Source organism: Heliomicrobium gestii, assembly GCF_009877435.1.
Classification (GTDB): Bacteria; Bacillota; Desulfitobacteriia; order Heliobacteriales; family Heliobacteriaceae; genus Heliomicrobium; species Heliomicrobium gestii.
Window position 1 is genome coordinate 161466 of sequence record NZ_WXEX01000007.1, and the last position, 23849, is coordinate 185314.

The window sequence follows — 23849 nt, forward strand, 5'->3', positions numbered from 1 at the left end:
CGGTTCATCGGCGATTTTCCTCCCTATATCATGCCATCCAGCAGCCTGGATCGCGCGCAAAGGGATCGCCTTTTGTGGCATAGGCCAGGCAGCGCAACCCGCCATCACAGGCGCGCCGGAACAGACATCCTCCACAGTCCGGCGCCCCCTGGGTCGGAGCGCGCAGCTTTTCGAGCAAGGGAGCGCGCAGGTATATCTCCGTCAACGCCGCCTGCCGGAGGTTCCCGGCCATCAGCGGCAGGCGGCGGCAGGGCGTCACACCGCCGTCTGGCAGGAGGCAGAGCAGGCTCTTCCCGGCCGTGCAGCGATAGGGTTTCCCGCCGCCGCTCAAAAACTGCAAGGCCCGATCCATGGCGACAACCGTCCGATTCCGTTGAAACCAGGAACGCTCCGCCTTCCGGCGCGCGCCGGCCATGATCTCAAAAAAAGCGCGCGTCTCTTCCGGCGTCAACGACGCCTCCGCCAAGCCCTCGCCACGACCGAAGGGGATCAGGCGGTCGGCCCAAACCTTGTCCACCTTCAGCCGGCGGCCCAGTTCGGCCACTTCCGGAAAATCGCGGTAGTTTCCCCGATGGGCCGTAAAGGAGATAAAGGCGCGCACACCATGGCGGACGAGCGATTCCAGCGCCGCCACCGCCTGGTCATAGGTCCCGGCGCCCCGAATGGTTTCATGCCGCTCCCGGCTGCCCTCCAGGCTCACCTGCACAAAAAGCGGTTCAAGGCGACGCAAGGCTCGCGCCATAGCGTTGTCGACGCAGCTGCCGTTCGTCAGGATGGCAAAACGAAAGTGCGCCTTTTCGGCAGCCAGCAGGGCGAGGAGATCCATAAAGGCGGGATGAATGAAGGGTTCCCCGCCGGTCACCGTGATTTGACCGCCCACAGGCCGCCCCTGCCGGCGGGACAGTTCCGTCAAGAGCGCTTTGAACTGGGCGATCACGCCGGGCCATTCATGAGGGGACAACTCGTCCTCACCGGCAGGCGCGCTGTCCGCCTGGTAGCAGTGGGCGCAGCGCCAATTGCACCGCTCCGTGATGTGCCACTGCAGCAGCATGAATCCCGTCACCCGCCGCCACAACCGCCGCAGCCCCCACCGCCACCGCAGCCGCCGCCTCCTCCTCCGCAACCGCCGCCGCTGCCGGAATCGCTGCTTCCTCCGCCACAGCCGCCTGCCGAGCCGTTGACAGGGGAGCCATTTCTTCCGCTGTAGGGAGCGAACATCTCAAAATAGGGGTCATATCCCATTCCGGCCGTCACGAAACCGGCGCCGAAGAGGGCCACATACAATGCCGGGTTTACATCAACAGGGTTGCTTCCCTGGCTGAATTCGCGGCGCACCCATTGAAAACGCGCGTTGGCATCCTTCAAGTAGGCCACACCCAGGCCGCTCAACCGGCGCGAGGGCCGCAAGAGAATGATCGCTGCCACCGGCAAGACAATCATCTCGATCGCCAGCAGCGCGACCGGTTTATCCATGTGAAGGCCGAGCACCATTTTGACCACCCCGATGATGACGATCGCCGCCACGGTCATTAGGGTGATTTTGGCGGCGCGGCCCCGTTCCTCGGCAGTGCGCAGCAACCCCGCCTGCTCCAAGGTGGAACGGACGGGCGCCAGCCATTTTTCCATCTGCGATCGAAAGGAAGCGTTCCGATAAACCTCCCGCGGCGTTCCATAGCGGGCAAAGCCGTCCAGCACCTCCCGCTCGATCGGGGTTGCCCCGGCATCTGGCATCGTTTCAACGAGCCGCTGCCGCCGGTCTTCCGGCACAAAGGTGATCCGGCCCCGGTTGTGCAGGTCAAAGACTGTCGCCTCCACAACCGCTTTCCAACCGCCGCGCAGGTAGGCCATGGCAACAGGGTCCAATTCCGCTCCTTGGGGCAGTGGACGCCGGGCGGCCCCGTCTGCCCGGATCGACAGCACGGCGACGACAATCATCAAGCCCGCCAGGAAGGGGTAGAGGATAAGAAAAACCGGACCCGGGATCAAAGCCAACCAATCCATGGGAGTCCTCCTTTTTATCGTCCATCGCCCATTCCGGTGTACTTTGCCACTGTCAGTTCTATCCCATTTCCCTTCCATTGTATCAGACAGAACAATCCCATTGACAGGGGGAAAAGGGAAAAGCGACTCCTGCCTGGCTGGACCGAGTCAAGTGTGACCGGAACCACCAGGCGGAAAAGCAGAAAGGCCCCCTGTCCACAGGCTGGACAGAGAGCCGCTACTCTGTATTCATCGGGACGCCGCCTTTCAACCGATCGCCATCCTCTTTTCCATGTACATGCCAAACCGGGACAGGCTAAAGTTGACGATGAAGTAGATGCAGGCGACAACGAAGAAGACTTGAACCGGGTTGTTGTATTCGACGAAGATCAGTTTGCCATGCTCTGTCAACTCCGTGAGCCCGATGATCGACGCATAAGAGGTATCCTTCGTCAAGGTGATGAACTGGCTGATCAAGGGCGGGATCATCTTGCGCAGCGCTTGCGGCAGGATGATGTAGACCATCGTCTCCAGGTAGGTGAACCCCTGGGCGCGGGCCGCCTCCCACTGGCCTTTGGGCACCGATTGGATGCCGCCGCGGATGATCTCGGCGACCAGGGCTGATGTAAAGATGGTGAAGGCCACGACAGCCGCCCAAAACTTAGGCAAACTGAGGCCGATTTTTGGCAAGGCAAAATAGGTGAAAAAGATCAGCAGGATCAGCGGCAGGTTGCGCAGCGACTCCACATACAAGAAGGCCGGATAGCGCAAAAACCGATACTGGGAGATGCGCAGGGCGCAGATGACGATCCCGAAAAAGAGGCTGAGAGCGATGCTGATCAGGGCCAATTCGATGGTCCATTGCAAGCCTAGCAGCAAAAACTTCACGTTTTTCGGTTCAAAGAGTACGGTCCATTTCGACCCGTCCAAGGCTCCTCCTCCTCTCTACGAACTCCGGCGCAGCCGCTGTTCGAGCAGATTGGCGACCGTACTGAGCGGCACGGTGATGACCAGGTAGAGCAGCGCCGCGAAGATGAAGACCTCGAAGATGATAAAGGTCTCGCTGGCGATGCGATAGGTCTCGTACATCAGGTCGGCCACGACGATCGTGCTCAAGATGGCCGAGTTCTTGACCATGTTGACGACCTGGTTCGCCAGCGGCGGAAGCACGATCTTCACCGCCTGGGGCAGGACGACATAGCCCATCGCTTGCAGGTAGCTCATCCCCGATGAGCGGGCCGCTTCCATCTGCCCTTTCGGCACCGCCTGGATGCCGGCACGGAAGACCTCGCCGATATAGGCGCCCGTATACAGGGCCAGTCCGATGGTGCCGCAGGTGAAGCCCGACAGCTTGACACCCAGCGCCGGCGTGCCGAAATAGATGAAAAAGACCTGAATGATCAGCGGCGTGTTCTGAAAGAACTCCACATAGGTCACACCGATGGCGTTGAACACTTTGGTCGATGAAACCCGCAGAATGGCGATGACGACGCCGATGGCCATGGAAAGCAGCAAGGAATAGAGGGTAACTTCCATGGTCACCTTCAGACCGGAAAGAAACTGCGGCCCGTAGGATAACACGTCATTCCACTGGTCCATGCCGGCTTACCCTCCTTTCATAACAAAGGGGAGTGAAGCGCGCTCCACTCCCCGCAAGCTCTGATTCCTTACTTGGGCGGATCCTGTTTGAACCATTTCTTATAGAGCTCGTCATACTTGCCGTTGGCTTTCATCTCTTTCATGAAGTCGTTCACATATTTGACCCACTCGGGATGGCCTTTCTGGAAGCCAAAGCCGTAGGGTTCTTCCGTGAAGAGACCGCCAACCAGCACATAGTCGGGCTCATCGGTGGCAAAGCCCATCAGGATCGAGTTGTCCGTCGTCATGGCTTCGGCCCGTCCCAGCTTCAAGGCCTGGAAGGCTTCCGTGTATGTGGCATACTCGTCAACCTTGGCGTCAGGCGCTTTTTCCCGTATGTTCTTGGCGCTTGTGGAACCGCGAACAGTCGAGACAGACTTGCCTTTCAGGTCGGTCACACTCTTGATGGGGCTGTCCTTTTTCACCAGCAGGGACTGACCGGCCATGAAGTAGACATCAGAGAAATCGACCTGCTTCTTCCGTTCCTCTGTGATCGTCGTCGTGCCGGCGACGATGTCGATCTGGCCGTTTTGCAGCATGGGGATGCGGGTGGCCGACTCCACCTTCTCCAGCTTGACCTTGCTCTCGTCGCCGAAGAGTTTTTTGGCCAGCTCTTTCATGATGTCGACTTCAAAGCCTTCGGGCTTGTCCGCGCCGGCCTTCAACTGGCCGAAAAGGGGCACGTCGTTTTTGACACCGGCGATCAGATAGCCGCGGTTTTTGATGGTTTGAATGTAGTCGCCAGAAGCTTGGGTCTGGGTCTCGGCCGGTTTCTTTTCGCCGCCGGCCGGCGCACCGCCGCCGCAGCCGACGGCCAACGCGCCCAAGAGTGCCGCCGTGCAGCAAAGGGCGATTCCTTTGGTCCACTTTTTGAACATGAACATCCTCCTTTAATTTCATTTTTATGCTTCCGGCAGGCCCTGTGGGCGCGCCGAAATCAGCGCGTCGACGTGAGGATCTTGCTCAGGAACAGCTTGGTCCGGTCTTCACGGGGGTTGATGAAGAAATGCTCCGGCGTGCCCTCTTCCACGATGGAGCCGTTGTCCATGAAGATGACCCGATCAGCCACCTCACGGGCAAAGCCCATCTCATGGGTGACGACAACCATGGTCATCCCCTCTTTGGCCAGGGTCTTCATCACATCGAGGACCTCGTTGATCATCTCCGGGTCGAGGGCAGACGTGGGCTCGTCGAAGAGCATGATCTTCGGTTTCATGGCCAGACCTCGGGCGATGGCCACCCGTTGCTGCTGACCGCCTGACAGTTGGGTGGGATAGGCCTGGGCTTTTTCCGGGATGCCCACCTTGTTCAGGTAGAACATGGCCGTCTGGTCGGCGTCCTCTTTGGCGACCTTGCGCACCTTGATCGGCGCCAGGGTGATGTTTTCCAGAACCGTCTTATGGGGGTAGAGGTTGAAGTGCTGGAAGACCATGCCGATCTCCTGGCGGAGGAGGTTGATGTTCGTCTTGGGGTCGTCGGTGCGAAAGCCGTCGACGGTCAGGCGACCCTCGGTGATCGTCTCCAACTTGTTGATGCAGCGAAGCAGTGTGCTTTTGCCGGAGCCGCTGGGACCGATAACGACGACAACTTCCCCTTCACGGATATGTAAATCGATATCGCGAAGCACATGCAGCTTCCCAAACCACTTGTTCACTTTTTCAAATCGGATCAGTCCGATCGCCTCCCCGTCGTGAAAAAAGTCCGCATAATGCTCTAATTATAACATTATCTTTTAGATTTTGCCGAACAAAACTTGTTGAATAAAAACGTCAGTTTTTTCCTTCAAATGAATCAGGTAGGGGCTGACCAGTTTGCGCCCGTCCGCCGTCTCTGTCACCAACACCGTCGGCTGGAGGGGCGAATCCTCGTAAAACTGCACCACATAGCCTTCCTCGCCGGTGGAGAGTCGCACCCGCGTATTCAGCATCAGATCGCGCAACCGATCGATAAAGACAAAGACGATGTGCTTGTCGAGATGGTCCCGGGCGCTGGAACTGATGATGCTGACGGCGTTGATGTGATCGAGCCGTCCCCGGTAGGACCTGTTCGTCGTCAAGGCCGAGTAGACATCGGCAACAGCGACGATGCGGGCAAAGAGGTGGATCTGGGCGTAGCGAAGACCATTGGGATAGCCCTTGCCGTTGCACCACTCCTGGTGCTGGAGGATGCAGGCCATCTGCTCTTCGGGCAGGCGGACGCCGCTCTCCTGAAAGACCTTCATCCCCGCCTCCGGGTGGGTCCGGATCAAGGCGAATTCCTCGTCGGTCAGCTTGCCCCGTTTGTTCAGGATCTCGTCGGGGATATAGATTTTGCCGATATCGTGGAGGATGGCGCCGACGGCCAGGCTCTCCAACTCCGCCTTCGAGAGGCCCAGGCTCATCCCGATCATCGTGCTGAGGAGACAGACGTCGACGGAATGATGGAGGGTGTAATCGTCCGTATCCCACAACCGCGACAGGCGCAGGCCGATCTTCTCATCGCGAGCGATGGAGGAGACGATCTCCGCGGTGGTGTCGCGGATGGCCCCTTCGTTGAAACCATGGCCCTCACGCATATCGAGAAAGACATCGCGCACCGTTTCGATGGAATGTTGGAAGAGGACCTGTTCCTGTCCCACTTTTTTCAGGGACTCATACTGCATCTCCAGGCCGGCGCCGGTGACAGCCTTCGGCTTTTGACCGGTGAGGATACCGATCTCTTCCCATTTGAGGATCTGCCGGTAGATGGCGTCTGTGAGCAAGGTTCCTTTCGGGATCAATAACCGGCCATCGACAGTAAACACATCGGCGGCCAGCATATCACCGACTGCATATTGTTCAGAGACTTTTCCCGTTTGCGCTGAAAACACCCGCGCCCGCCCCCATTTCGCCATATTTCGGCCAGACGAAGCGCCCAGCGGTTCCCGTCCCGCCCAAAGCAGCAGGTGGGACGGCTCGCCGCCAACACAGTCCTTTTGGTAGTATATGTCTGGCATTCCATTCAAGGATTTCAATTTCAAAGCCCATTTTCTTCCGATGAAGTTCGACGACGGCACTTGGTTTTCCTCCGAAGCAAAAAACAAATCCTTTACATAAACGCTAGAAATCACAAGCGAAATGCCCCTTCTGCCCGTTAACGAACGCTTTCGCCAAAATCGGGGGTTTTACAAAAGTGGCGCAAGCAGTGTATGATCCCTATGTGAGAAAGGTCCAATACAAATCCAGGAAATAGTCGTAATTTTCACAACTCGCTGAGTTCCCAGGCAGGGAAGCGGGGGAACCAACCATGGCGGTGAAATCGCCATTGCCGGGGTGAGTCCCGGGCCTGTGTGGTCCGGGTAGGGCAACTCCGCAGCCCGAACCCGTCAGCTAACCTCGTAGGCGTCGCTGGAGAAAGGAAGAATCCGCACGTGAACATCGCTTTTTTTCTGATCCCGAAAAAAGACGTGATCCATCTCCCTATTCACGCCACCATGCGGCAAGCGGTCGAAAAGATGGAATACCACCGCTACACCGCCGTCCCCCTCATCGACGGTCAGGGCCGCTATGTGGGCACCCTTACCGAGGGGGATCTGCTTTGGAAAATGAAGAATACGCCGAGCTTGGGCTTTGACAACATCCACAAGGTCTCCCTCAACGAAGTGCCGCGGCGCATGACCATCAAACCGGTCCACATCTACGCCGAGATGGAAGAACTGATCTCCCTGGCCAGCGAACAAAATTTCGTCCCTGTCCTCGATGACCGCGGCGTCTTCATCGGCATCGTCCGCCGCCGGGAGATCATCGAATACTGCGCCGGCCTGCTGCAAGCGGGACGGCCGGTTGCCCGGGCCGCCGTTGCTAACGGGGGTTGAGCGAGGCCCCAGTCATAGAAAACATAAACCGACGCAGAGAAAAGCCGTCTCAAGCTAAGCTTTAGCTGAGGCGGCTTCTTCTTCGATATCCACAACATAGAACTGGATCCCTATCCTCCGCGAAGCGTCTTCAGCCGGAACCGTGCCAGGAAACGTTGGAAGACATCCGGTTCGGCCCGGATGGTTACCGCGATCTCCGGCAGGCGAAAGGCGCCAATGGAGACCTTCCGCTCTGCGCCCAGGTCGACGCGCCACCCCTCACCCTCGAAACACCCTGGTGACTGCTCCACCCCACCCAATTCCACAAGGCATTGGCCGAGCTCCCGTTTCGTGATCGACCGCATCCGCAACTCCTTTTCCAACATACGATATCCCCCGTTCTCATTCTTGATTGAATTCCATGCCTTTCCGGCTTGTCCGATTGGACTGTTTCTTGTTATTGTAATCTCTGACGCAAACACCTGCCACATTTGTACACCCATGCCCTTTGTTCAGCCTTCACCCTATAACCTTCGCCCTGACCTTCATCATTAAAATGAACCTTCCCATCAACAAACCCCGCTTAAGCGGTTCGTCTGAAAAAACCTTCTTACCCTAAAATTTCCCCCTGTAACCTGTCACCTTTTCGCTCCCGGCGCCGTCTTTATCATGGAAACCCAAAAGGGACCGTTGCGCAACGGCTATAAGGGGGAGACTACCATCAACGGCCATCTTATCGCCATTTCTACGCCGATATATGGTGAAAATATGGAACAACGCTTTCAACAACTGTATCGGGAAATGGCGCCCAAGCTGGGTCGCCAGGCCAACTTCCTTTTGGGGGACCCTGCCGCTGCGGAGGATCTGGTCCAGGAGGCCTTCTTGCGGTTGCACCGCACCGGCCTGGACGGCGTGGAACATCCCGCCGCATGGCTGAGCAAGGTGATCAACAACCTCTGCTACAGCCACCTGCGCAGCGAAGGCAGCCGCAGGCAGCGTGAGGAAAAGGTCTTTCTCCAGAGTTCTGCCGAATTGTCGGCTACAGCGGCCTTGTCGGCAGAACAGATCGTCCTGGAACGAGAGGAAGCGCGCCTCACCCGCCTGGCCCTGGACCGACTGCAATGCCGCGATCGCCTCGTTCTGTTGCTCAAGTTCTCCGGATTCAGTTACGATGAGATCGCCGCGGCGACCGAGATAGGGCGCAGTTCCGTGGGAACGGTGCTCCTCCGCGCTCGCGAACGATTCAGAAAAGCCTTTGAACAACTCGCCACCAGCCACTCAATCGGGGGGTGAATCGATGAACTGCCGTGATCAGGGAACCTGGCAGGCTTTTCTGGATAACGAAGTGACTCCTGCCGAAAAGGCAGCCATGCAACGTCATCTGGACACCTGCGCTCCTTGCGCCGCCACGTTGGCTGAACTGACCGAACTGGAAGAATGGTCAACAGAGTCCTTAGCCGCCTACCAACGAGCGATGGAGACGGCGGCTCCCCTCCCGCCGGCGACCGGTCTCCCGCCCTTCGCTCCTGCCAACCGCCGCCCCACTCTGCCAATAGACAAACAAGGAGGAACCTCGCTGATGACACATTGGAAAAAATGGGCAAGCGCTGCGGCAGCCGCCGCCATGCTGGCCGGCGCCCTGACCGTGGCCCCCGTGCAACAGGCTGTTGCCGATTTTCTCTCCCTCTTCCGGGTGCAAAAATTGCAGATCGTCCAGGTCACACCGGAACAACTTGACACGATGGCCCAGGCCGTCAAATCCAAGGTCGGCCAGGTGGATCTGCAGCAGTTCGGCAAAGTCGAGGTGCTGCAAAAACCGGAAGAACAAAAAGCCTTCCCCGACCAGGCAGTGAAACTGCTGCCCTTCGCCTTCAAACAGCCATCCTTCCTGCCTGACGGCTATGGCCGTCCCCGTCAGGTATCCGTCTCGACGGAGGGTCGTTCCGAATTCCGTCTCGATGTGGCCCAGGTCAACAACCTGCTCAAAGGCATGGGGGCCACAACGCTTCTGCCTGACAGCTTGCAGGGCAAGGCGTTCGGATTGCGCATCCCCGCCGGCGCGCGGAGCGCCTTCACCAACGACGAGAGCAACAGCCGCATCAGCCTGGTCCAGTTCTCTACTCCTGAACTGACCGTTCCTGATGGCGTCAATCCCCGTGACCTGCGGGCAGCCCTGCTTGATTTTCCGCTTCTGCCCCAGGATGTGCGGACCCAGTTGGCCGGCATCGAAGACTGGCAGAACACCATGGTGGTCCCCGACGTCAACGGCACTGTGGAAAAAGTCAACGTCAACGGCGCCGAAGGCGTTTACAACGCCGGTAAACACGGCGGTGGCAACCTGCTCTGGGTGGAGCAAGGCGTCATGTATCAGGTGAACGGCCCTGTTGACAAGGAGACCCTCCTGAAGGTGGCCCGTTCGCTGAAGTAAACGCTGACCGCCTTTTGTCTACATGTAGATGAGGTGAATCTGTGCCTGCCATCGAAACGATTGAATTAACCAAAACCTATCAAGGCCACGGGGGCTGCCGGGAGATTTCCCTGGCAGTCCCCCACGGCTGCATCTTCGGCCTTCTCGGTCCCAACGGCGCCGGGAAAAGCACCCTTGTCAAGATGCTCGTGGGCCTTCTCCAGCCAACCTCCGGCGAAGCGCGCCTGCTGGGGCGTCCCCTCGAAGATGTCTCTGTCCGCAAAAGGATCGGTTTTTTGCCGGAAGGCTTCCGTTATCACGACTGGCTCAGCGGTGAAGACCTGCTTCGTTTTCACGCCTCCCTCTACGGCCTCTCCTCTCGGGAGGCCTCCGAGCGGATCCCCGTCGTCCTGGAAATGGTCGGCCTGGGAGAGCAGGGGCGCAAACGGGTCGGCGCTTACAGTAAGGGGATGCAGCAGCGCATCGGGCTCGCCTGCGCCCTCCTGTCTGACCCGGAACTGGTCTTTCTTGATGAGCCTACCTCCGCCCTCGACCCCATCGGGCGCAAGGAGGTCCGCGACCTCCTCGTTCAACTGCGCGCTCGGGGCAAGACAGTCTTCCTGAACAGCCACCTCTTGAGCGAACTGGAGACGGTCTGTGACCGCATCGCCATCATCAAACAAGGCCGGCTGCTCTTTCAAGGCGACTGGCGCGAACTGGCCGGTCCGTTACGGCAGGCGCGGGTCGTCGTGAGCATGGGCATTGGGGTAGGCGTCGACACCGCTGTCACCCTTGGGGCGCCTGCTGCCCTGACGCAAGAACTGACCCTTTCCGGCATCACCCTGACGAAGGCGACGCCGCTGCCTGCTGAAGCGGACAAGCCACCCCGCGCGGAGTGGCTCTTGACCTGGAGTGAAAACCCGCCTGATATTCCCCGCCTGGTGGAAACCCTCGTCCGGTTCGGCATTCCCGTCCATGAGGTAGCCCCTCTGGCCGGTTCCCTGGAAGAACTCTTTCTCGAAACCATCGCCAACGGTTAGGAGGGATCCGACCTGTTTTCCATCGCCCGCCTCACCTTTCAAGAGGCGTCCAAAAAGCGGATCTTCCTGCTCACCCTCCTGCTATCGGCCGTCTTTCTCGGCCTTTACGGCGCCGCTTTGCACCTGTTCGCCAAAGAGTTCGTCAAAATCCAATCCGCACCCGGCGGTGTGCAACTGATCGCGCGCCAGGTCATCGGCCAGCAACTTCTCGGCGCCGGCCTCTATTTCTCCTCTTTCCTGCTGGCCTTATTGGCCCTGCTGGCCAGCGTCGGCTCCATCGCCTCGGAGATTGAAAACGGCTTGCTCCAGGCCATTGTGTCCAAGCCGATCCACCGGCGCGAGATCGTCCTCGGCAAGTTCCTGGGCTATGGCATCCTCTTGACGGTCTACGCCCTGCTCCTCTACGGCGGGATCATGCTCTTAAACGGTCACTACAACCATCCCGCCCTCACCACGCTGACGTCCGGCAACCTGATCGCCGGAGCAGCCGTCTTTCTGCTTCAACCGCTGCTGTTGCTGGCGGTGGCCCTGCTGTTCAGCACCCTCTTTCGAACCCTTACGGCCGGGATCGTCTCGGTTCTCCTGTACGCCCTGTCTGTCGTCGGCGGTTTCATCGAACAGATCGGCGGTCTGATCGACCGCAGCGACCTCGTCAACACGGGCATCGCCGTCAGCCTGGTCATCCCGAGCGACACCCTCTTTCGCAAGTTGATGAGCATCGTCGCCGGCAGCAACAGCAGCCCGCTCGCCTCCCTGGCGGCAGGCCCCTTCGGTGTCACCGCGCCGCCGAGCAATCTGATGCTGGCCTATATCATCCTGTATATCGTCGCCTCAATCTGGCTGGCGATCCGGGTCTTTAAAAAGAAAGAACTATAATTCCACCGGGCTATACCCTCGGGCCGCTTCTTCGCTCGCCTTCCACCTGCATGGACTTCAACTTGCCCGCTTCGTCGGCCAATTCATGGGATTGCCGCTTGAGGATGTCCGCCGTGTCTTCAATGGAGGCGTTGATGGTTTCGCTCCGCATAGATCGCCCGCATCATCTCCTCACAAACGCCATAGCCGCAGCACTGGCAGTTGATCCATCGTTCCTCTTCCGTGGGCTTATGCAGGCTTTGCCAGATCCGCTCCGCCTCCTCACGCGTCGGTTCGTCGAAGGGCTCTTTTCCCTTAGAAAAGAGGCCCTTTTTTTGTTGTCCCTGTTTTTCTATCTGCGCCTTTTTCCGTTTGTCCATCGCCCGGTCGATCTGATAGCGTGTCAGGTGGTGGGTCGTAGCGGGGCCGACGTTGCAGCCATGGAGGCAGTTGAGGATATCGACCAACACCGGCGCTTGGCCGCGCCGGATGTCCTCCTTCAGAATCGGAAAATACTCGCTATAGACCTCGCTGGCGCCTTCGACGCGGGGAATATCCGCTCGCTCGACCGGCACGCCGAAGCGCCGGAACTGTTGCAAATGAAAAACTCCACTGCCACAGGGTGGAGTAAACGAGTATGACAAGTAGTAGGATTTAATTCCCTCTTTATTCTAAATTTAATAGTGGTAATTGGATAGTGAGAATCACGGCCTCTTTTCGACAATTATTTGGGTAAAAAACCCAAAAATCACTATTGACAGAAAATTCTAAATAATATTAAAATTAATCCAGCCTCAGCCGTCGTTTGTTTCGCTTCCTGTTGGTACATTTTTGTCTTGGCGCACTTTATCTTCTACACGAGTCGCACCGCGAATGAATGAGGCCTCATTCATCTCCCTCACCACCATTGATCACCTGTTACATAAATCAAGGAGGTGGCGACTCAGTTCTTTCCCCTATGTTGGTTTCTTTCCCTAAGCGTTTGGCATGAGTAATGGAACAGAAGGAGTGATTCGAATGCGCAACCGTTGGATATCCCTGATGACCGCCGTGATCATGACCGGCTTTGCCGCGCTCGAAGGCGTTGCTGAGGCGGGAACCTACTCGGTGGTCAAGAAACAGACCATTCAAGCCAACGAAGCCTTTTCCTCCCGGATCAACGTGGAGATCCCCTCATACAGCATGAATGCCTCGACCGATGATTTGCTGATCCGTTTTCCAGCAGACACGATCGTCTCAGATGTCTATGCGTATGCCCCTCCATCCATTGAAAATTCCGACAACCAGATCGCCGATGTGACATGGATGAAAAAGGTTAATCCTAACTCAAATTCCTATGTATTTTCCGTTCAGCGGAACACGGCCTCTCCAGGCAAAGGGTTTTTTTATATCGATTTTCAAGGCATTCGCATTCCTTCGTATCAAAAAGGCGACTTTCCCGCCTATATGGAAGCCTCGCCAAACTCTGTTTTTTCTACGGAGCAACTTCCCTTAGCCACGATCTCCTCCGGAAAAGTAACCCTATCGGTCGATGAAGTAGCCTCCATCAGTTCGGACAGCGCCGCATTGAGCACAATCCGCATCCGGGAAGAAAGTCCTGGCGACCTAAAAATCGCTACCGATTCAATCGAACTAAAACTTCCGCCAGGGTTCAAATGGAAGCTCAACGGCACGGCCACCAACGAAACACTCTGGGGCGACCTTGCCCTTGGGTCACTCACCACCGAGAACAACGATCAGACATTGAAGATAGGGATCAAACTAAAAAGCGGCGTCACCCTTGTCCCCGGAAGCAAACCCAAGGCTTCAACCATTGAACTGTCGAACCTGCTGATCGAAGTGGATGAACAAGTAGCCCAAGCCGGCGATGTGAATGTAACGTTCGACGGTCAAAGTGACGTTACGGCCTCATCGATGGTTATCGCCCGGTATGGCGGCTATTCCCTCAAAGGCGGACCGTACGGGGATATCCCTACGATTATCGCCGGGCGACGGGATCAACCGATTGCCGTTTTCTTCGGTGAAGAACTTGCGCCTGGCACCATCGATGTCAACCGCAGCATTACAGCAACGGTCCCCAAGTATGTAAAATGGAACCGCGTCCCTGTTCTGGACACGGCCATCTCCGAACTAGGTGACGAGATCCAAATGCAGCGTTTTGGGACTTCTGGGACAGATCTCTTCTACAAAGATGACGATGGGTCAAAAATCAACGGCCGTTTCACGAAAAAGACACAAAAACGAGCGGCAAAGGTCTATTTCAAAAAGGGAACCGTTGATGTGGCTCCGAATTTCAAGGGTTTGCTGGCCCTGGAGTTTGGCGGAACATCCCCGATGCATGGCAAGATGCCGATCGCCAAGGTTGTCCCGCCGGTCGCCATGCAAGCGCTGAAACCGCTGGAAATCGTAGCCGGCGTCAAAAATCAAAAGTTGGACGACATCATCATCGCCGAAACCCTGCCCGGCGCATTACTGGCGAAGCAGTTGCGGATTTATGCGCCTAAGGGGATTACCTTCGAACAACCACCTGGTTTTGAAGTGGTGGAAGGGAACCTCGTTCTTGCCAAAAACTCCGTCAATGTCTCTGATCAAAATGACAACGGCGACCCCTACGTCAGTGTAGACGTTGAAAATAGCAGCTCCGTCGCATCAAAGATCAAACTGAGCAATCTCGTGGTCAACGCCGACGGCAGCGTGCCAGATGGAACGCTCGTCTTCGAAATCAAAGGTTGGGATACGGCGACATCGGAAATCACACAAGGCGATTTTTCCGAATCAAAAGCGGCGGAAACCGTCGTGGCCAACGTGTATCGCTCCTCAACGACGCCAAAGACCCTTCAAGCATTGTTCACGATCGGACAAGCCAACGCACAGTTTGCAGGCAGTGAAGTGACGCTCGGCGCTGCGCCCTATATCAAAGAGGGGCGCACCTACCTGCCCCTTCGGGATGCAGCCAAAGCCGTCGGGATTGCCGACGCAGACATCCTGTGGGACCCGGCAACACAGCAGGCCACTCTGAGCAAAGGGGCCAAATTTGTTCAAATTCAGATGGACAGCACCACACTTCGCGTCAATGGGACTGAGATGACCATGGATACCCCTCCCGAGGTTGTCGATCCCGGGCGCATCATGGTTCCCGTCCGTTGGATCGCAAACGCCTTTAACGCAAATACGCAATGGGATGAAGCCACACAGACGGTAACGATCACCGCAAAATGAGGACCATCAGGGCAGCTTTCTCATGGTCGGCTCTGTGAATGGGCGCGCTTCCCGGGCGCCAGGTTAAAGGTGAAAATCACCGAAAATAGCATTCGAAAAGCCATGGTCGCTGTGGAGCGTACACCACCGCGACCATGGCTTTTTTCATCGCCTCAGATTAATTGGAACCACCTAGTCGCTTTGACAGCATCGCCGCCATTTCCTTCATTTCGACAGGCTTGCACAGGTAATCATCCATGCCCGCCTCCTGGCAGCGTTCACGGTCTCCTGGCATGGCCATCGCGGTCATGGCTACGATGGGCACCCGCTTGCCTGCGCCCGCTTCCATCGCGCGAATTCGCCTGGTCGTTTCAAAACCGTCCATTTCCGGCATCTGACAGTCCATCAATATCAGGGCAAATGTCTCTTCCCTGACAGCCAGGAGGGCTTCCGTCCCATTGCTCACCGTTCGAACAGGGTACCCCAGCTTCTTCAACTGCATGTCCGTCAGTCGCTGGTTGACCGGGTTGTCTTCAACGAGCAGGATTCGCTGCTCCTCCTGCTGCGACCCTTGTACAATCATCGCCTGCGATGGCCCCAGCTCTAACGTCGGTACCGGCGTCGGCGCTGGTGCTGGTGCCGGCGGGGGCAGCGTTGGTGTCGATGTTGGTGCTGTAGATGTAGATATAGGTGTAGGTGTAAATGTAGATGTTGATATTGGCGCCCAAGTGTCCCCTTCTGCCGGTGTTTTGGCCCGTTCTTCTGCCAGGGAAAAGGGAATGGCAACCCAAAAGGTGGAACCCTTGTCTGGCTCGCTTTCCAGGCCAATCTCGCCGCCCATCATATCAACGAGGCGTTTGGAGATGGCCAGGCCCAACCCCGTTCCCCCGAAGCGTCGCGTCATCGATCCATCGGCCTGGGTGAAGGGGTGGAAGAGGCGCTCCTGGGCCTCCTTGTTGATCCCGATACCGGTATCAGCGACTTCAAACCGAATCGTGAGCCGTTGCTCCTCCCAAGATTGCTGGCTCACCATAATCGACACCCGCCCGCGTTCCGTAAATTTGACCGCGTTACTGGTCAGGTTCAGCAAAATTTGGCGTATCCGCACAGGGTCGCCGAGCAATGCTTGGCGGAGCCGGGGATCAACGAGGGCTGTCAGGGCAATCCCCTTTTCAAGGGCATGGCGATGCATCAGTTTCTCAACGCCATCGACAAGAGGCTCCACATAAAAGGGGACCGATTCCAACTCCATCTTACCGGCTTCAATCTTAGAAAAATCGAGCACATCGTTGATGATGGCCATCAGCAGTTCCGCCGACTCTTGCACCGTAACGGCGTAATCCCGTTGTTCTTCGTCGAGGGACGAGTAAAGCAGCAGTTCCGTCATGCCCAGAATGCCATTCATGGGGGTGCGGATCTCATGGCTCATCATGGCCAGAAAATCGCTTTTCGCTTGGTTGGCTTCCTCTGCCGCCTGTTTTTGCCGAACCAGTTCTTCCTCTGTCTTTTTCAACTCAGTGATATCGGAAACAAAACCCACCACCCCGGAAGGTTGCCGCTCGCCTTTTTCGTAGTACGGTTTGGCGTAGTTGTAAAAAGTCCGTCCACCCATTTCGGTGGTAAACTCCTGCAATTCCCCCCGGAACACTTTCTCTATGGCAGGCACAGAGATGTGGGAAAACTCGGGTGGGTGCACCTCTTCAATCGCTCGCCCCTTGACGGCGTCAGTGGTAAGGCCGAACTTTTCCGCGACGGCGCCCTCATTAAAGGTAAAGCAAAAACGTCCGTCAGGCATACGCTTCAATTTAAAGACTATGTTCGGCAGCATCTGTATGGTCTGTTTAAATTCATCGGCCAACTGCAACCGCAGTTCCTCCGCCTGATGCTGTTCTGTCACATCAATGCCAGTGGCGATGATGTATTCGGCTTGTCCAAAAGAATCATACAGCAGCGCATTGGACCAGGTAATCATGCGCAAGCATCCCTCTTTGGTGACCCATTGGTTTTGCGTTTTTTGGATAAAAGCGATCTCTTGGGGATTTTCGAAGGCTGTTCTGAGCGTTTCCGCTGATTCCGGCAAGGGCAAGAAGTCCCAAAAGACCCTCCCTTTGACCTCATCAAAGGTGTACCCGGAAATCTCTTCACAGGCGCGGTTAAATCGAACGATGCGTCCCGTCCGGTCCAACACCATGATCAACGCCCCAGAGGTGTCTAAGACGGTGGAGATAAAGACCTGCTCGTGTCTTAATTCCAAGTTGGCGTCAGCCAGCGCCTGCGTGCGCTCGCGAACCTTCTCTTCCAGCGTCTCATTGGCCTGCTGGATCTGCTGGAACTTGTCCTGCAAGGCGTCGGCCATCGCCTGAAAGTTGGTGATCAGATCGTCAAATTCGACAATGATACTTTGGGGCCAGTCGACCCTCGTCCGCGATAAAATTTTGTCGGGAAGATCCCGCGTCACTTCCACCAATTGAGAGACGGGATGGGTGCTTTGCCGGTTATGCCATGCGCCAATGACGAGCGCGGAAAAGGTAAAGGCCAGCATCAGCGCCAGGTTGCGGATGTACTCCTCCATGAGTTGCTTTTGGTAGGGCGCCAGCGGTATTTCAACGATGACCTTCCATGGAAGGTCATCACTCACCACGGTCTCTCGCAGGTAGGCGGATCGTTGCCATTTAGTCACAGGCGGCAGGTTCTTTTCGTCCGGAATCCGTTGCCACACGCCATCACGCAACGGAATCACCTTACCTGATTGATGGTCGGCGTATCTCGCCAAAAAAGGAAGGTCTTCCCGGGTGCTGGCCATCACCTGTCCGGCCTGGTTCAGGAGTGTCACCTGAGCGTATCCCGCCGGATCCAGCGAGGATGTCAACAGATTTTTACGGATAAAGTCAAGGTTCAGATTGCCGGCAGCGACACCAATCAATCGACCTTCATTACGTATAGGAATCGCTGTCTCTACGGAAGGATGACCATTTTCGTCGACAAATGCCTCGGAAAGGAAAAACTGGCGCGAAGACCGAGCCTGCTGAATGCGCTCTTCGCTTCTTGACGTTATGCCGGTTTGGGAATCCGAAACATCACTCGGCGCCAGCAACGCGCCGGAAGTGTCATAGAGGCGGAGCTTGGAATACTCCATTCGAATGTTTTGGGTCAGCCTGAGCGTACCTTGGAGTTTTGGCGCAGGCTGCATATCGGCTTCCACGGCGATGCGGCCCACCTCATTCAGCAACAAAAACCCTTCCTGGAAGCGAATGTCCACCCATTTATCCGTAGTCGAAGTGATGTTATCCAACTCGGCGATCACTGATTGCTCGATTTTCATAAAGGCGTTGCGGCTGTAGGCCGTCAACATCAAAATGGCCGGAATCAGGACACAAGCCATGAGGGACAGATACCACGTCTGGGCCAGGGTGCGCCGGTATCGCCGCTGCAAGGGAATGCCCCAGCGTTCGAAAGGCGCATAGAGCACAAGCAGACTGGCAATCAGGGCGTTGAAAATCCCGTTGGTTGCCTGCTTTAACATGATCAGCAGGGTCAACGTGGGATCAACCTTCATCACACCATAATATAACAACCAGACCAGCGGCATACCAATCAAGAGCCAGAAGAGGCTGGTGGCGAAGACCAGGCTATGGGGCCAGCGTCGAAGGGCCAAACCGGCTGCCAGTGTTTCCAGCACCAAAATGATCGCTGCATAGGGGTGGTTCCACAGGATGATGGTGTATCCGGCTGCGATGGCGGAAACGACCAATCCCCACGGCAGTCCGTAGAGAACAAGCACAACCATGACGGCGATGCTGCCATATAAAAATTCGACGCCGAAAAAAAGGGGCAGGTTGAAGTAGTTGCCCAAAAGGCCGAGACTTGTGAGTGCGATCAGAAGGAGATAACCCGGCAGTTTGGCAGGATTGGACGGCGTTGTCGTCGACAAAAATATGCCCCCTTGACAGTCGGTGTGACAGTGATCGGCATTCAAGAAATTGTCGGAATATGAACAAGAAAGAGCAACATATGTATGAATGTTTTATTCTTGACATTCACTTTTTTATCCTGCAAGCAGACAGCCCCTGTGTCGGGCAAACATTTTGTTCATCAAGGGTAGAGAAAAAAACAACATTACTCAAATGGGTAAAAATAAAAGCACCCCCTGGGTTCTGCAAACACCCAGTTTGCAGAACTTAGGGGGTGCCTCATTCCAAGTCATATCCCTTGCCGCCTACGTCTCCGTCGGCTTAAAAAAGGTCTTCAACGCCCCGTAGACCTCGCCCTTGTCGCGGATCGTCACTGTGGAAAACTTCGGGCTCTGGATTTTTCGGAAGGCGTTCATCAAGGTGCTGGAAAAATGAGACCGCACGATTTCGCCGTAACCGAACTGGTTGCACTTGCTCAATAACTCGTTGACCAAACGGACACAGGGCTCATTGTCAGTGGACAGGTTGTCGCCGTCAGAGAAGTGGAAGGCGTAGATGTTGTAGTCTTGAGGCGGGAAGCGCTTGTCGATGATCTCGTTGGCCAGTTGGTAGGCCGAGGAACAGCGCGTGCCGCCTGATTCGCCTTTGGTGAAGAACTCCTCTTCGGTGACCTCTTTCGCCTCTGTGTGGTGGGCGACGAAGACGATCTGCACGGCGTGGTATTTGCTGCGCAAGAAGCGGGTCATCCAGAAGAAGAAGGTGCGGGCGATGTACTTTTCGAAGTTGCCCATCGAGCCGGATGTGTCCATCATCGCCAGCACGACGGCGTTGGAGTGGCGCTCGTGGTGGATCTCCCAGGTCTTGTAGCGGAGGTCTTCCGGCAAAACGGGGAAAAAGCCGGGGGCGCCCTTCATGGCGTTTCGTTTGAAGGCCTCAATCAGGGTGCGCTTGCGGTCGATGTTGCCCTGGAGCCCCTTTTTGCGGATGTCGTTGAAGCGGTAGGACTCCGTCTCCAGTTCCGGCGCGGCCTTTTCCTCCATGTTTGGTAGCCCCAGGTCGGCAAAGAGGATATCTTCCAGTTCGTCGACATCCACTTCCGCTTCAAAGTAGTCGACACCCGGCTCGGAACCAGCGCCGCCGTTGCCCTGCCCCGGCGCCGGCTGCAGTTCCCGGCCGAGGACATCGCCCACCTTGCTCTGGCCGTTTCCCTGGCCGACATGCTTTTGCTTGTTGTGGTCGTAGCGGATGCGGTACTCCTCCAGGGAGCGGATGGGCACCTTCACCGTTTTTTGACCGTCGTTTAAGATCAGCGCTTCCTCGCTGATGATCTGGGGGAGGTTTTTCTTGATCGCCTCGCGCACCTTTTCCTGGTGGCGGCTCTGATCGATAAAACCCTTGCGGTGGAGCGACCAGTCCTCTCGGCTGATAGAGAAATCGCCGGACATTCCGACCACCTCCTAGCGGTTGAGGAGGGAGCCGGTGTAGCGCAGCAGTTCGTTGGCGCAGACGTGGCAGTACCCATGATGCTCGATCAGGCGGGCCGTCACTTCGTTCATCCGCTTCAACTGCTCGGCGTTCGGCGTGCGGCTGGAGGTGGTGATCTTGACGACATCCTTCAGATCGGCGAAGAGTTTTTTCTCGATGGCCTCCTTGAGCCGATCATGGGAGGTGTAATCGAAGCTCTTGCCCTTGCGGGCGTAGGTGGAGAGGCGGATGAGGATCTCTTCGCGGAAAGCTTTTTTGGCGTTTTCGCTGATGCCGATCTGCTCTTCGATGGAGCGCATCAACTTTTCATCGGGATCCATCTCTTCGTCGGTGATGGGATCTTTCAGTTTTGTGCCATTGCAGAAGGCTTCCACGTTGTCGAGGTAGTTGTTGAGCAGGGTGCGGGCCGACTCTTCATAGGCGTAGACGAAGGCCTTTTGAACCTCTTTTTTCGCAATATCGTCAAATTCTTTGCGCGCGATAGCGATATAGTTGAGCAACCGCTCCCGCTCCTCCTTGGAGATGGAGGGGTGCTGGTCAAGGCCGTCTTTGATGGCCCGCAACACATCGAGGGCGTTGATGCAGACCGTGTCTTTGCGGATCAGTGCCGACGAAAGGCGGTTGATCACATAGCGCGGGTCGGCGCCGCTCATGCCCTCGTCGATGGCCTCGTTCTGCAGTTCGACGAGGTCTTTTTGTTTAAACCCTTCCACATCCTCCCCGTCGTACAAGCGCATCTTCTTGACCAGATCCATGCCCTGTTTTTTCGATTCCTTCAGCCGGGACAGGATCGAGAAGGTCGCCGCCGCCCGCAAGGCGTGGGGGGCGATGTGGATGTGACGCAGGTCAGACTGGGAGATCAGCTTTTCATAGATGCGGACTTCGTCGGTGACCTTCAGGTTGTAGGGCACCCGGACGACGATCATCCGCGAGATGAGGGCCTCATTCTTTTTGTTGGAGACGAAGCCCTTGTACTCGCTCTCGTTCGTGTGGGCGCAGATGAGTTCGTCGGCCGAAATGAGGGCAAAGCGACCGGCCTTGAAGTTGCCCTCCTGCGAGAGGGACAGCAGGTTCCAAAGGAATTTTTCATCCGCTTTAAGCATTTCTTGGAATTCCATCATTCCCCGGTTGGCCTTGTTCAGTTCCCCGTCAAAGCGGTAGGCCCGGGGATCCGATTCGGAGCCATACTCGGAGATGGTGGAGAAGTCGATGGAGCCGGTCAGATCGGCAATGTCCTGGCTCTTGGGATCAGAGGGGCTGAAGGTGCCGACGCCGACGCGGTTTTCTTCGGAAAAGAAGATCCGCTCGACCGGCACATCCTCGATGCGGCCGTTCCATTCCGTCTCCAGGCGCATGCGGCAGTGCGGGCAGAGGCTGCCTTCGATGTAGACGTTGTATTCCTGCTGAAAATCCTCCCGCAGTTCTTTGGGAATCAGGTGGAGGGGCTCTTCATGCATGGGGCATCCTTTGATGGCATAAAGGGCGCCCAGTTCGGTGCGGCTGAATCGTTCGAGGCCCCGTTTGAGCATCATGACGATGGTCGATTTGCCGCCTGAAACAGGCCCCATCAGCAGGAGGATCCGTTTGCGAACCTCGGTGCGGCGGGCAGAGGAATGAAAATACTCCTCGACAAGCGTCTCCAGTGTTTTGTCCAATCCAAACATCTCATGCGAAAAAAACTTATAGCGCTTGACGCCGTTGACCTCTTCCACTCCCTCCGAGACGATCATGTTGTAGATCCGGGAGTGGGCCAGTTGGGTGATGAAGGGTCGTTCTTTCACCAAATGGAGATATTCCCGGAAAGTCCCTTCCCAGGCTAGATCCCTCTCGCGCTGGCGGTAGTTTTCTAGTTTATTGAGAAACTCCAAATCGCTCCCCCCTGTTCTTATCCGAAGGCATGGCCAATTCTTTCCTGTATGCCGCGCCGTATGCCCCTCGACCGTTTCAGTAGCGTAGTTGCTGGATGGTTACTTCTACCTTATGCGGGGAGGGGTGGATCAAACACAGGGGTTGTCCGAAAACGAAAATCGAATCAGCAGCAGGTGGGAGAACCTATTGCGCTGGTTTTACGCTCACGGGCATTTGACTAAAATATTCCCGCTAAACTCAACATCGTCAGGCGGTAGTACATGTCCTCTTTGAATCGCATCTGAATCACGATCGGTAATTGCCAAGTCTGGTTCTGCAATAGCAAAGAAGTTCATCACATGACTGCCCTTTTGCAAACCTGTTATATCGATATCAAAAGGTATTTCTATGATCGACCGGCCTTGAGGGGATAATAACAAACCATTTTTCTTTTTATAGAAGGAGGCTGGCTGGTTATCAATCGTCATAATTATCAAGTATTTTTTGTAATGCAAATCGCTTGGTTGTAAATAATACAAACGTCCTGATATCTGATCTCCTTCTGCTTCAAAATCATACACAGTGGTGTAGAAAAATTGTTCTTTTTTCCTGTCCTTTTTGATTTCCTCTAAATTCTTTCCGTCAGGGTGAAAGGTAAACCCTCCGAAGTCCTTTGGATTCTCAACTGTCTTTATGTCATCGCCTTGTAACGCATAATTATTTACTATGTTTTCTGGCAGCTTAAAATTATCCGGTTCCTCATCTTTATCTTTAATCCAAATACGATTGCCCATATGGAGGGAGCTATAAAAACGATCATTCTCTGGACAAGTGATCGCTATCAACTGCAACCAATGGAGGTCATGTGTTAGTGCCTGTTCATTTATTTTCAGCGGCAGCTTTATTGTCTCATTGGGAGGTAAATCTACCTGGTGGTAATATTTCTTTGACTGATTATCAAGGTCAAAACTGATTTGCTTCCCATCTAACACAGCGATTACATTTAAAGATAGATTGGATTCTCCTCTATTAGAAAGCTGTATATAAGTTAAAAACTTACCCCCCTGTGATTTCTGGATTAGATTCACCGTATCAAACGATTGCTCTTGACTAACAGAAATAGCGAGACCGCCCTTAGTCACTGTTTTTGCAGGCATTATCTGTTCAGAAGCGCATCCACTTACAAAGCACAATACGACCATAAGACAATAAACAGATATCACTTTTTTAAATTTAGTCATGCATACACCCCTCGCTAAATCGTATCAAGCGGGTGAACCGTCGTTTGCTTTCACCCTTGAATGTATCCTGAATCCGTTTTCACTCGCAAAGGAAACTGTCGGAAACTAACGAAAATACCCTGTATAATAAAGCTATGTGGAGATCACCGCGCAGCCCCTGGTTCGATACGTGTAAGGGGTTGTATGCTGCTTTTACATGACAGGATTTGCTAATGGCAGCTGAAAATAGAGATTAACCCATCAAAGCTCCATTGGTGGGTATGCGCCGTTTCTCTATTTGATTTTCTTTGTTTATTTTACAATGTAATAAACTTGATTTAAACATATATTCTGGGATTAATTTAAATTTTTTCAGGTCGATTTGCGATAGATTTCGCATTTCTTTCGTTAGAACCAAGTAGCACCAAAGGCAACCTGAAACCGTAAAGTGATAAG

The 23849-nt window shown here is 55.5% G+C and carries 20 protein-coding genes and 1 riboswitch; of the genes, 6 read left to right on the forward strand and 14 right to left on the reverse strand.

Going from position 1 to position 23849, the window contains the following annotated elements; genetic code table 11:
• Nucleotides 1-28: 28 nt before the first annotated feature.
• The 7 genes from GTO89_RS10010 to GTO89_RS10040 all read right to left on the reverse strand — a co-directional run bounded on the left by GTO89_RS10010 (nt 29) and on the right by GTO89_RS10040 (nt 6610).
• The gene (locus GTO89_RS10010; RefSeq protein ID WP_161261939.1) at nt 29-1051 is read right to left on the reverse strand and encodes a radical SAM protein; all 1023 of its coding nucleotides are present in this window, start codon (nt 1049-1051) and stop codon (nt 29-31) included.
• An 8-nt stretch (nt 1052-1059) separates the two neighbouring features.
• Nucleotides 1060-2001, reverse strand: coding sequence for a TIGR04222 domain-containing membrane protein (locus tag GTO89_RS10015; RefSeq protein WP_161261940.1), 942 nt, complete (start codon nt 1999-2001; stop codon nt 1060-1062).
• Nucleotides 2002-2247: 246 nt separating this feature from the next.
• Nucleotides 2248-2910, reverse strand: a complete 663-nt coding sequence (locus tag GTO89_RS10020; protein ID WP_161261941.1) for an amino acid ABC transporter permease — start codon at nt 2908-2910, stop codon at nt 2248-2250.
• A 15-nt stretch (nt 2911-2925) separates the two neighbouring features.
• Nucleotides 2926-3579: an amino acid ABC transporter permease gene (locus tag GTO89_RS10025; protein WP_161261942.1), complete on the reverse strand. Its 654-nt coding sequence runs from the start codon at nt 3577-3579 to the stop codon at nt 2926-2928.
• A 68-nt stretch (nt 3580-3647) separates the two neighbouring features.
• On the reverse strand, nt 3648-4496 hold the full coding sequence (locus tag GTO89_RS10030) for an ABC transporter substrate-binding protein (RefSeq protein WP_161261943.1): 849 nt from the start codon (nt 4494-4496) through the stop codon (nt 3648-3650).
• A 59-nt stretch (nt 4497-4555) separates the two neighbouring features.
• On the reverse strand, nt 4556-5290 hold the full coding sequence (locus GTO89_RS10035; protein ID WP_161261989.1) for an amino acid ABC transporter ATP-binding protein: 735 nt from the start codon (nt 5288-5290) through the stop codon (nt 4556-4558).
• 60 nt (nt 5291-5350) lie between these two features.
• Nucleotides 5351-6610, reverse strand: coding sequence for an HD-GYP domain-containing protein (locus GTO89_RS10040; RefSeq protein ID WP_161261944.1), 1260 nt, complete (start codon nt 6608-6610; stop codon nt 5351-5353).
• A gap of 225 nt (nt 6611-6835) precedes the next feature.
• Nucleotides 6836-6995: riboswitch (cyclic di-AMP (ydaO/yuaA leader) on the forward strand.
• A gap of 11 nt (nt 6996-7006) precedes the next feature.
• Between GTO89_RS10040 and GTO89_RS10045 the strand changes: the two genes are divergently transcribed.
• The gene (locus tag GTO89_RS10045; RefSeq protein WP_161261945.1) at nt 7007-7450 is read left to right on the forward strand and encodes a CBS domain-containing protein; all 444 of its coding nucleotides are present in this window, start codon (nt 7007-7009) and stop codon (nt 7448-7450) included.
• 110 nt (nt 7451-7560) lie between these two features.
• Here the strand turns inward: GTO89_RS10045 and GTO89_RS10050 are convergent, their stop codons facing one another.
• Nucleotides 7561-7815, reverse strand: a complete 255-nt coding sequence (locus GTO89_RS10050; RefSeq protein ID WP_161261946.1) for a hypothetical protein — start codon at nt 7813-7815, stop codon at nt 7561-7563.
• 283 nt (nt 7816-8098) lie between these two features.
• Here GTO89_RS10050 and GTO89_RS10055 point away from each other — a divergent pair, with 283 nt between their 5' ends.
• Genes GTO89_RS10055 through GTO89_RS10070 form a run of 4 tightly spaced genes read left to right on the forward strand, consistent with a single transcriptional unit; the run spans nt 8099 to nt 11752 of the window.
• Nucleotides 8099-8722 (forward strand): sigma-70 family RNA polymerase sigma factor, encoded by a 624-nt coding sequence (locus GTO89_RS10055; RefSeq protein ID WP_235920376.1) that lies wholly within the window; start codon nt 8099-8101, stop codon nt 8720-8722.
• A gap of 4 nt (nt 8723-8726) precedes the next feature.
• A complete protein-coding gene (locus GTO89_RS10060; RefSeq protein ID WP_161261991.1) occupies nt 8727-9857 on the forward strand; it encodes a DUF4367 domain-containing protein in 1131 nt (376 codons plus the stop codon).
• A gap of 41 nt (nt 9858-9898) precedes the next feature.
• Complete coding sequence (locus GTO89_RS10065) at nt 9899-10876, forward strand: ABC transporter ATP-binding protein (protein ID WP_161261947.1); 978 nt, start codon at nt 9899-9901, stop codon at nt 10874-10876.
• Between the two features lie 21 nt (nt 10877-10897).
• Nucleotides 10898-11752, forward strand: coding sequence for an ABC transporter permease subunit (locus GTO89_RS10070; RefSeq protein ID WP_328793896.1), 855 nt, complete (start codon nt 10898-10900; stop codon nt 11750-11752).
• Nucleotides 11753-11762: 10 nt separating this feature from the next.
• Here the strand turns inward: GTO89_RS10070 and GTO89_RS10075 are convergent, their stop codons facing one another.
• Both GTO89_RS10075 and GTO89_RS10080 read right to left on the reverse strand, forming a co-directional pair.
• The gene (locus GTO89_RS10075) at nt 11763-11903 is read right to left on the reverse strand and encodes a hypothetical protein (protein ID WP_161261948.1); all 141 of its coding nucleotides are present in this window, start codon (nt 11901-11903) and stop codon (nt 11763-11765) included.
• Entirely contained in the window at nt 11872-12330 is a 459-nt protein-coding gene (locus GTO89_RS10080) for a hypothetical protein (RefSeq protein ID WP_161261949.1), read from the reverse strand. Before GTO89_RS10080 ends, GTO89_RS10075 begins: the two co-directional genes overlap by 32 nt.
• 583 nt (nt 12331-12913) lie before the next feature.
• Here GTO89_RS10080 and GTO89_RS10085 point away from each other — a divergent pair.
• Nucleotides 12914-14950: a copper amine oxidase N-terminal domain-containing protein gene (locus GTO89_RS10085; protein ID WP_161261950.1), complete on the forward strand. Its 2037-nt coding sequence runs from the start codon at nt 12914-12916 to the stop codon at nt 14948-14950.
• 157 nt (nt 14951-15107) lie between these two features.
• Here the strand turns inward: GTO89_RS10085 and GTO89_RS10090 are convergent, their stop codons facing one another.
• The 4 genes from GTO89_RS10090 to GTO89_RS10105 form a co-directional block, all read right to left on the reverse strand.
• Nucleotides 15108-18860, reverse strand: coding sequence for an ATP-binding protein (locus GTO89_RS10090; RefSeq protein ID WP_161261951.1), 3753 nt, complete (start codon nt 18858-18860; stop codon nt 15108-15110).
• 285 nt (nt 18861-19145) lie between these two features.
• Complete coding sequence (yhbH, locus tag GTO89_RS10095) at nt 19146-20285, reverse strand: sporulation protein YhbH (protein ID WP_161261952.1); 1140 nt, start codon at nt 20283-20285, stop codon at nt 19146-19148.
• 12 nt (nt 20286-20297) lie between these two features.
• On the reverse strand, nt 20298-22193 hold the full coding sequence (locus tag GTO89_RS10100; RefSeq protein WP_161261953.1) for a PrkA family serine protein kinase: 1896 nt from the start codon (nt 22191-22193) through the stop codon (nt 20298-20300).
• 204 nt (nt 22194-22397) lie between these two features.
• Complete coding sequence (locus tag GTO89_RS10105; RefSeq protein WP_161261954.1) at nt 22398-23414, reverse strand: hypothetical protein; 1017 nt, start codon at nt 23412-23414, stop codon at nt 22398-22400.
• Nucleotides 23415-23849: the final 435 nt, after the last annotated feature.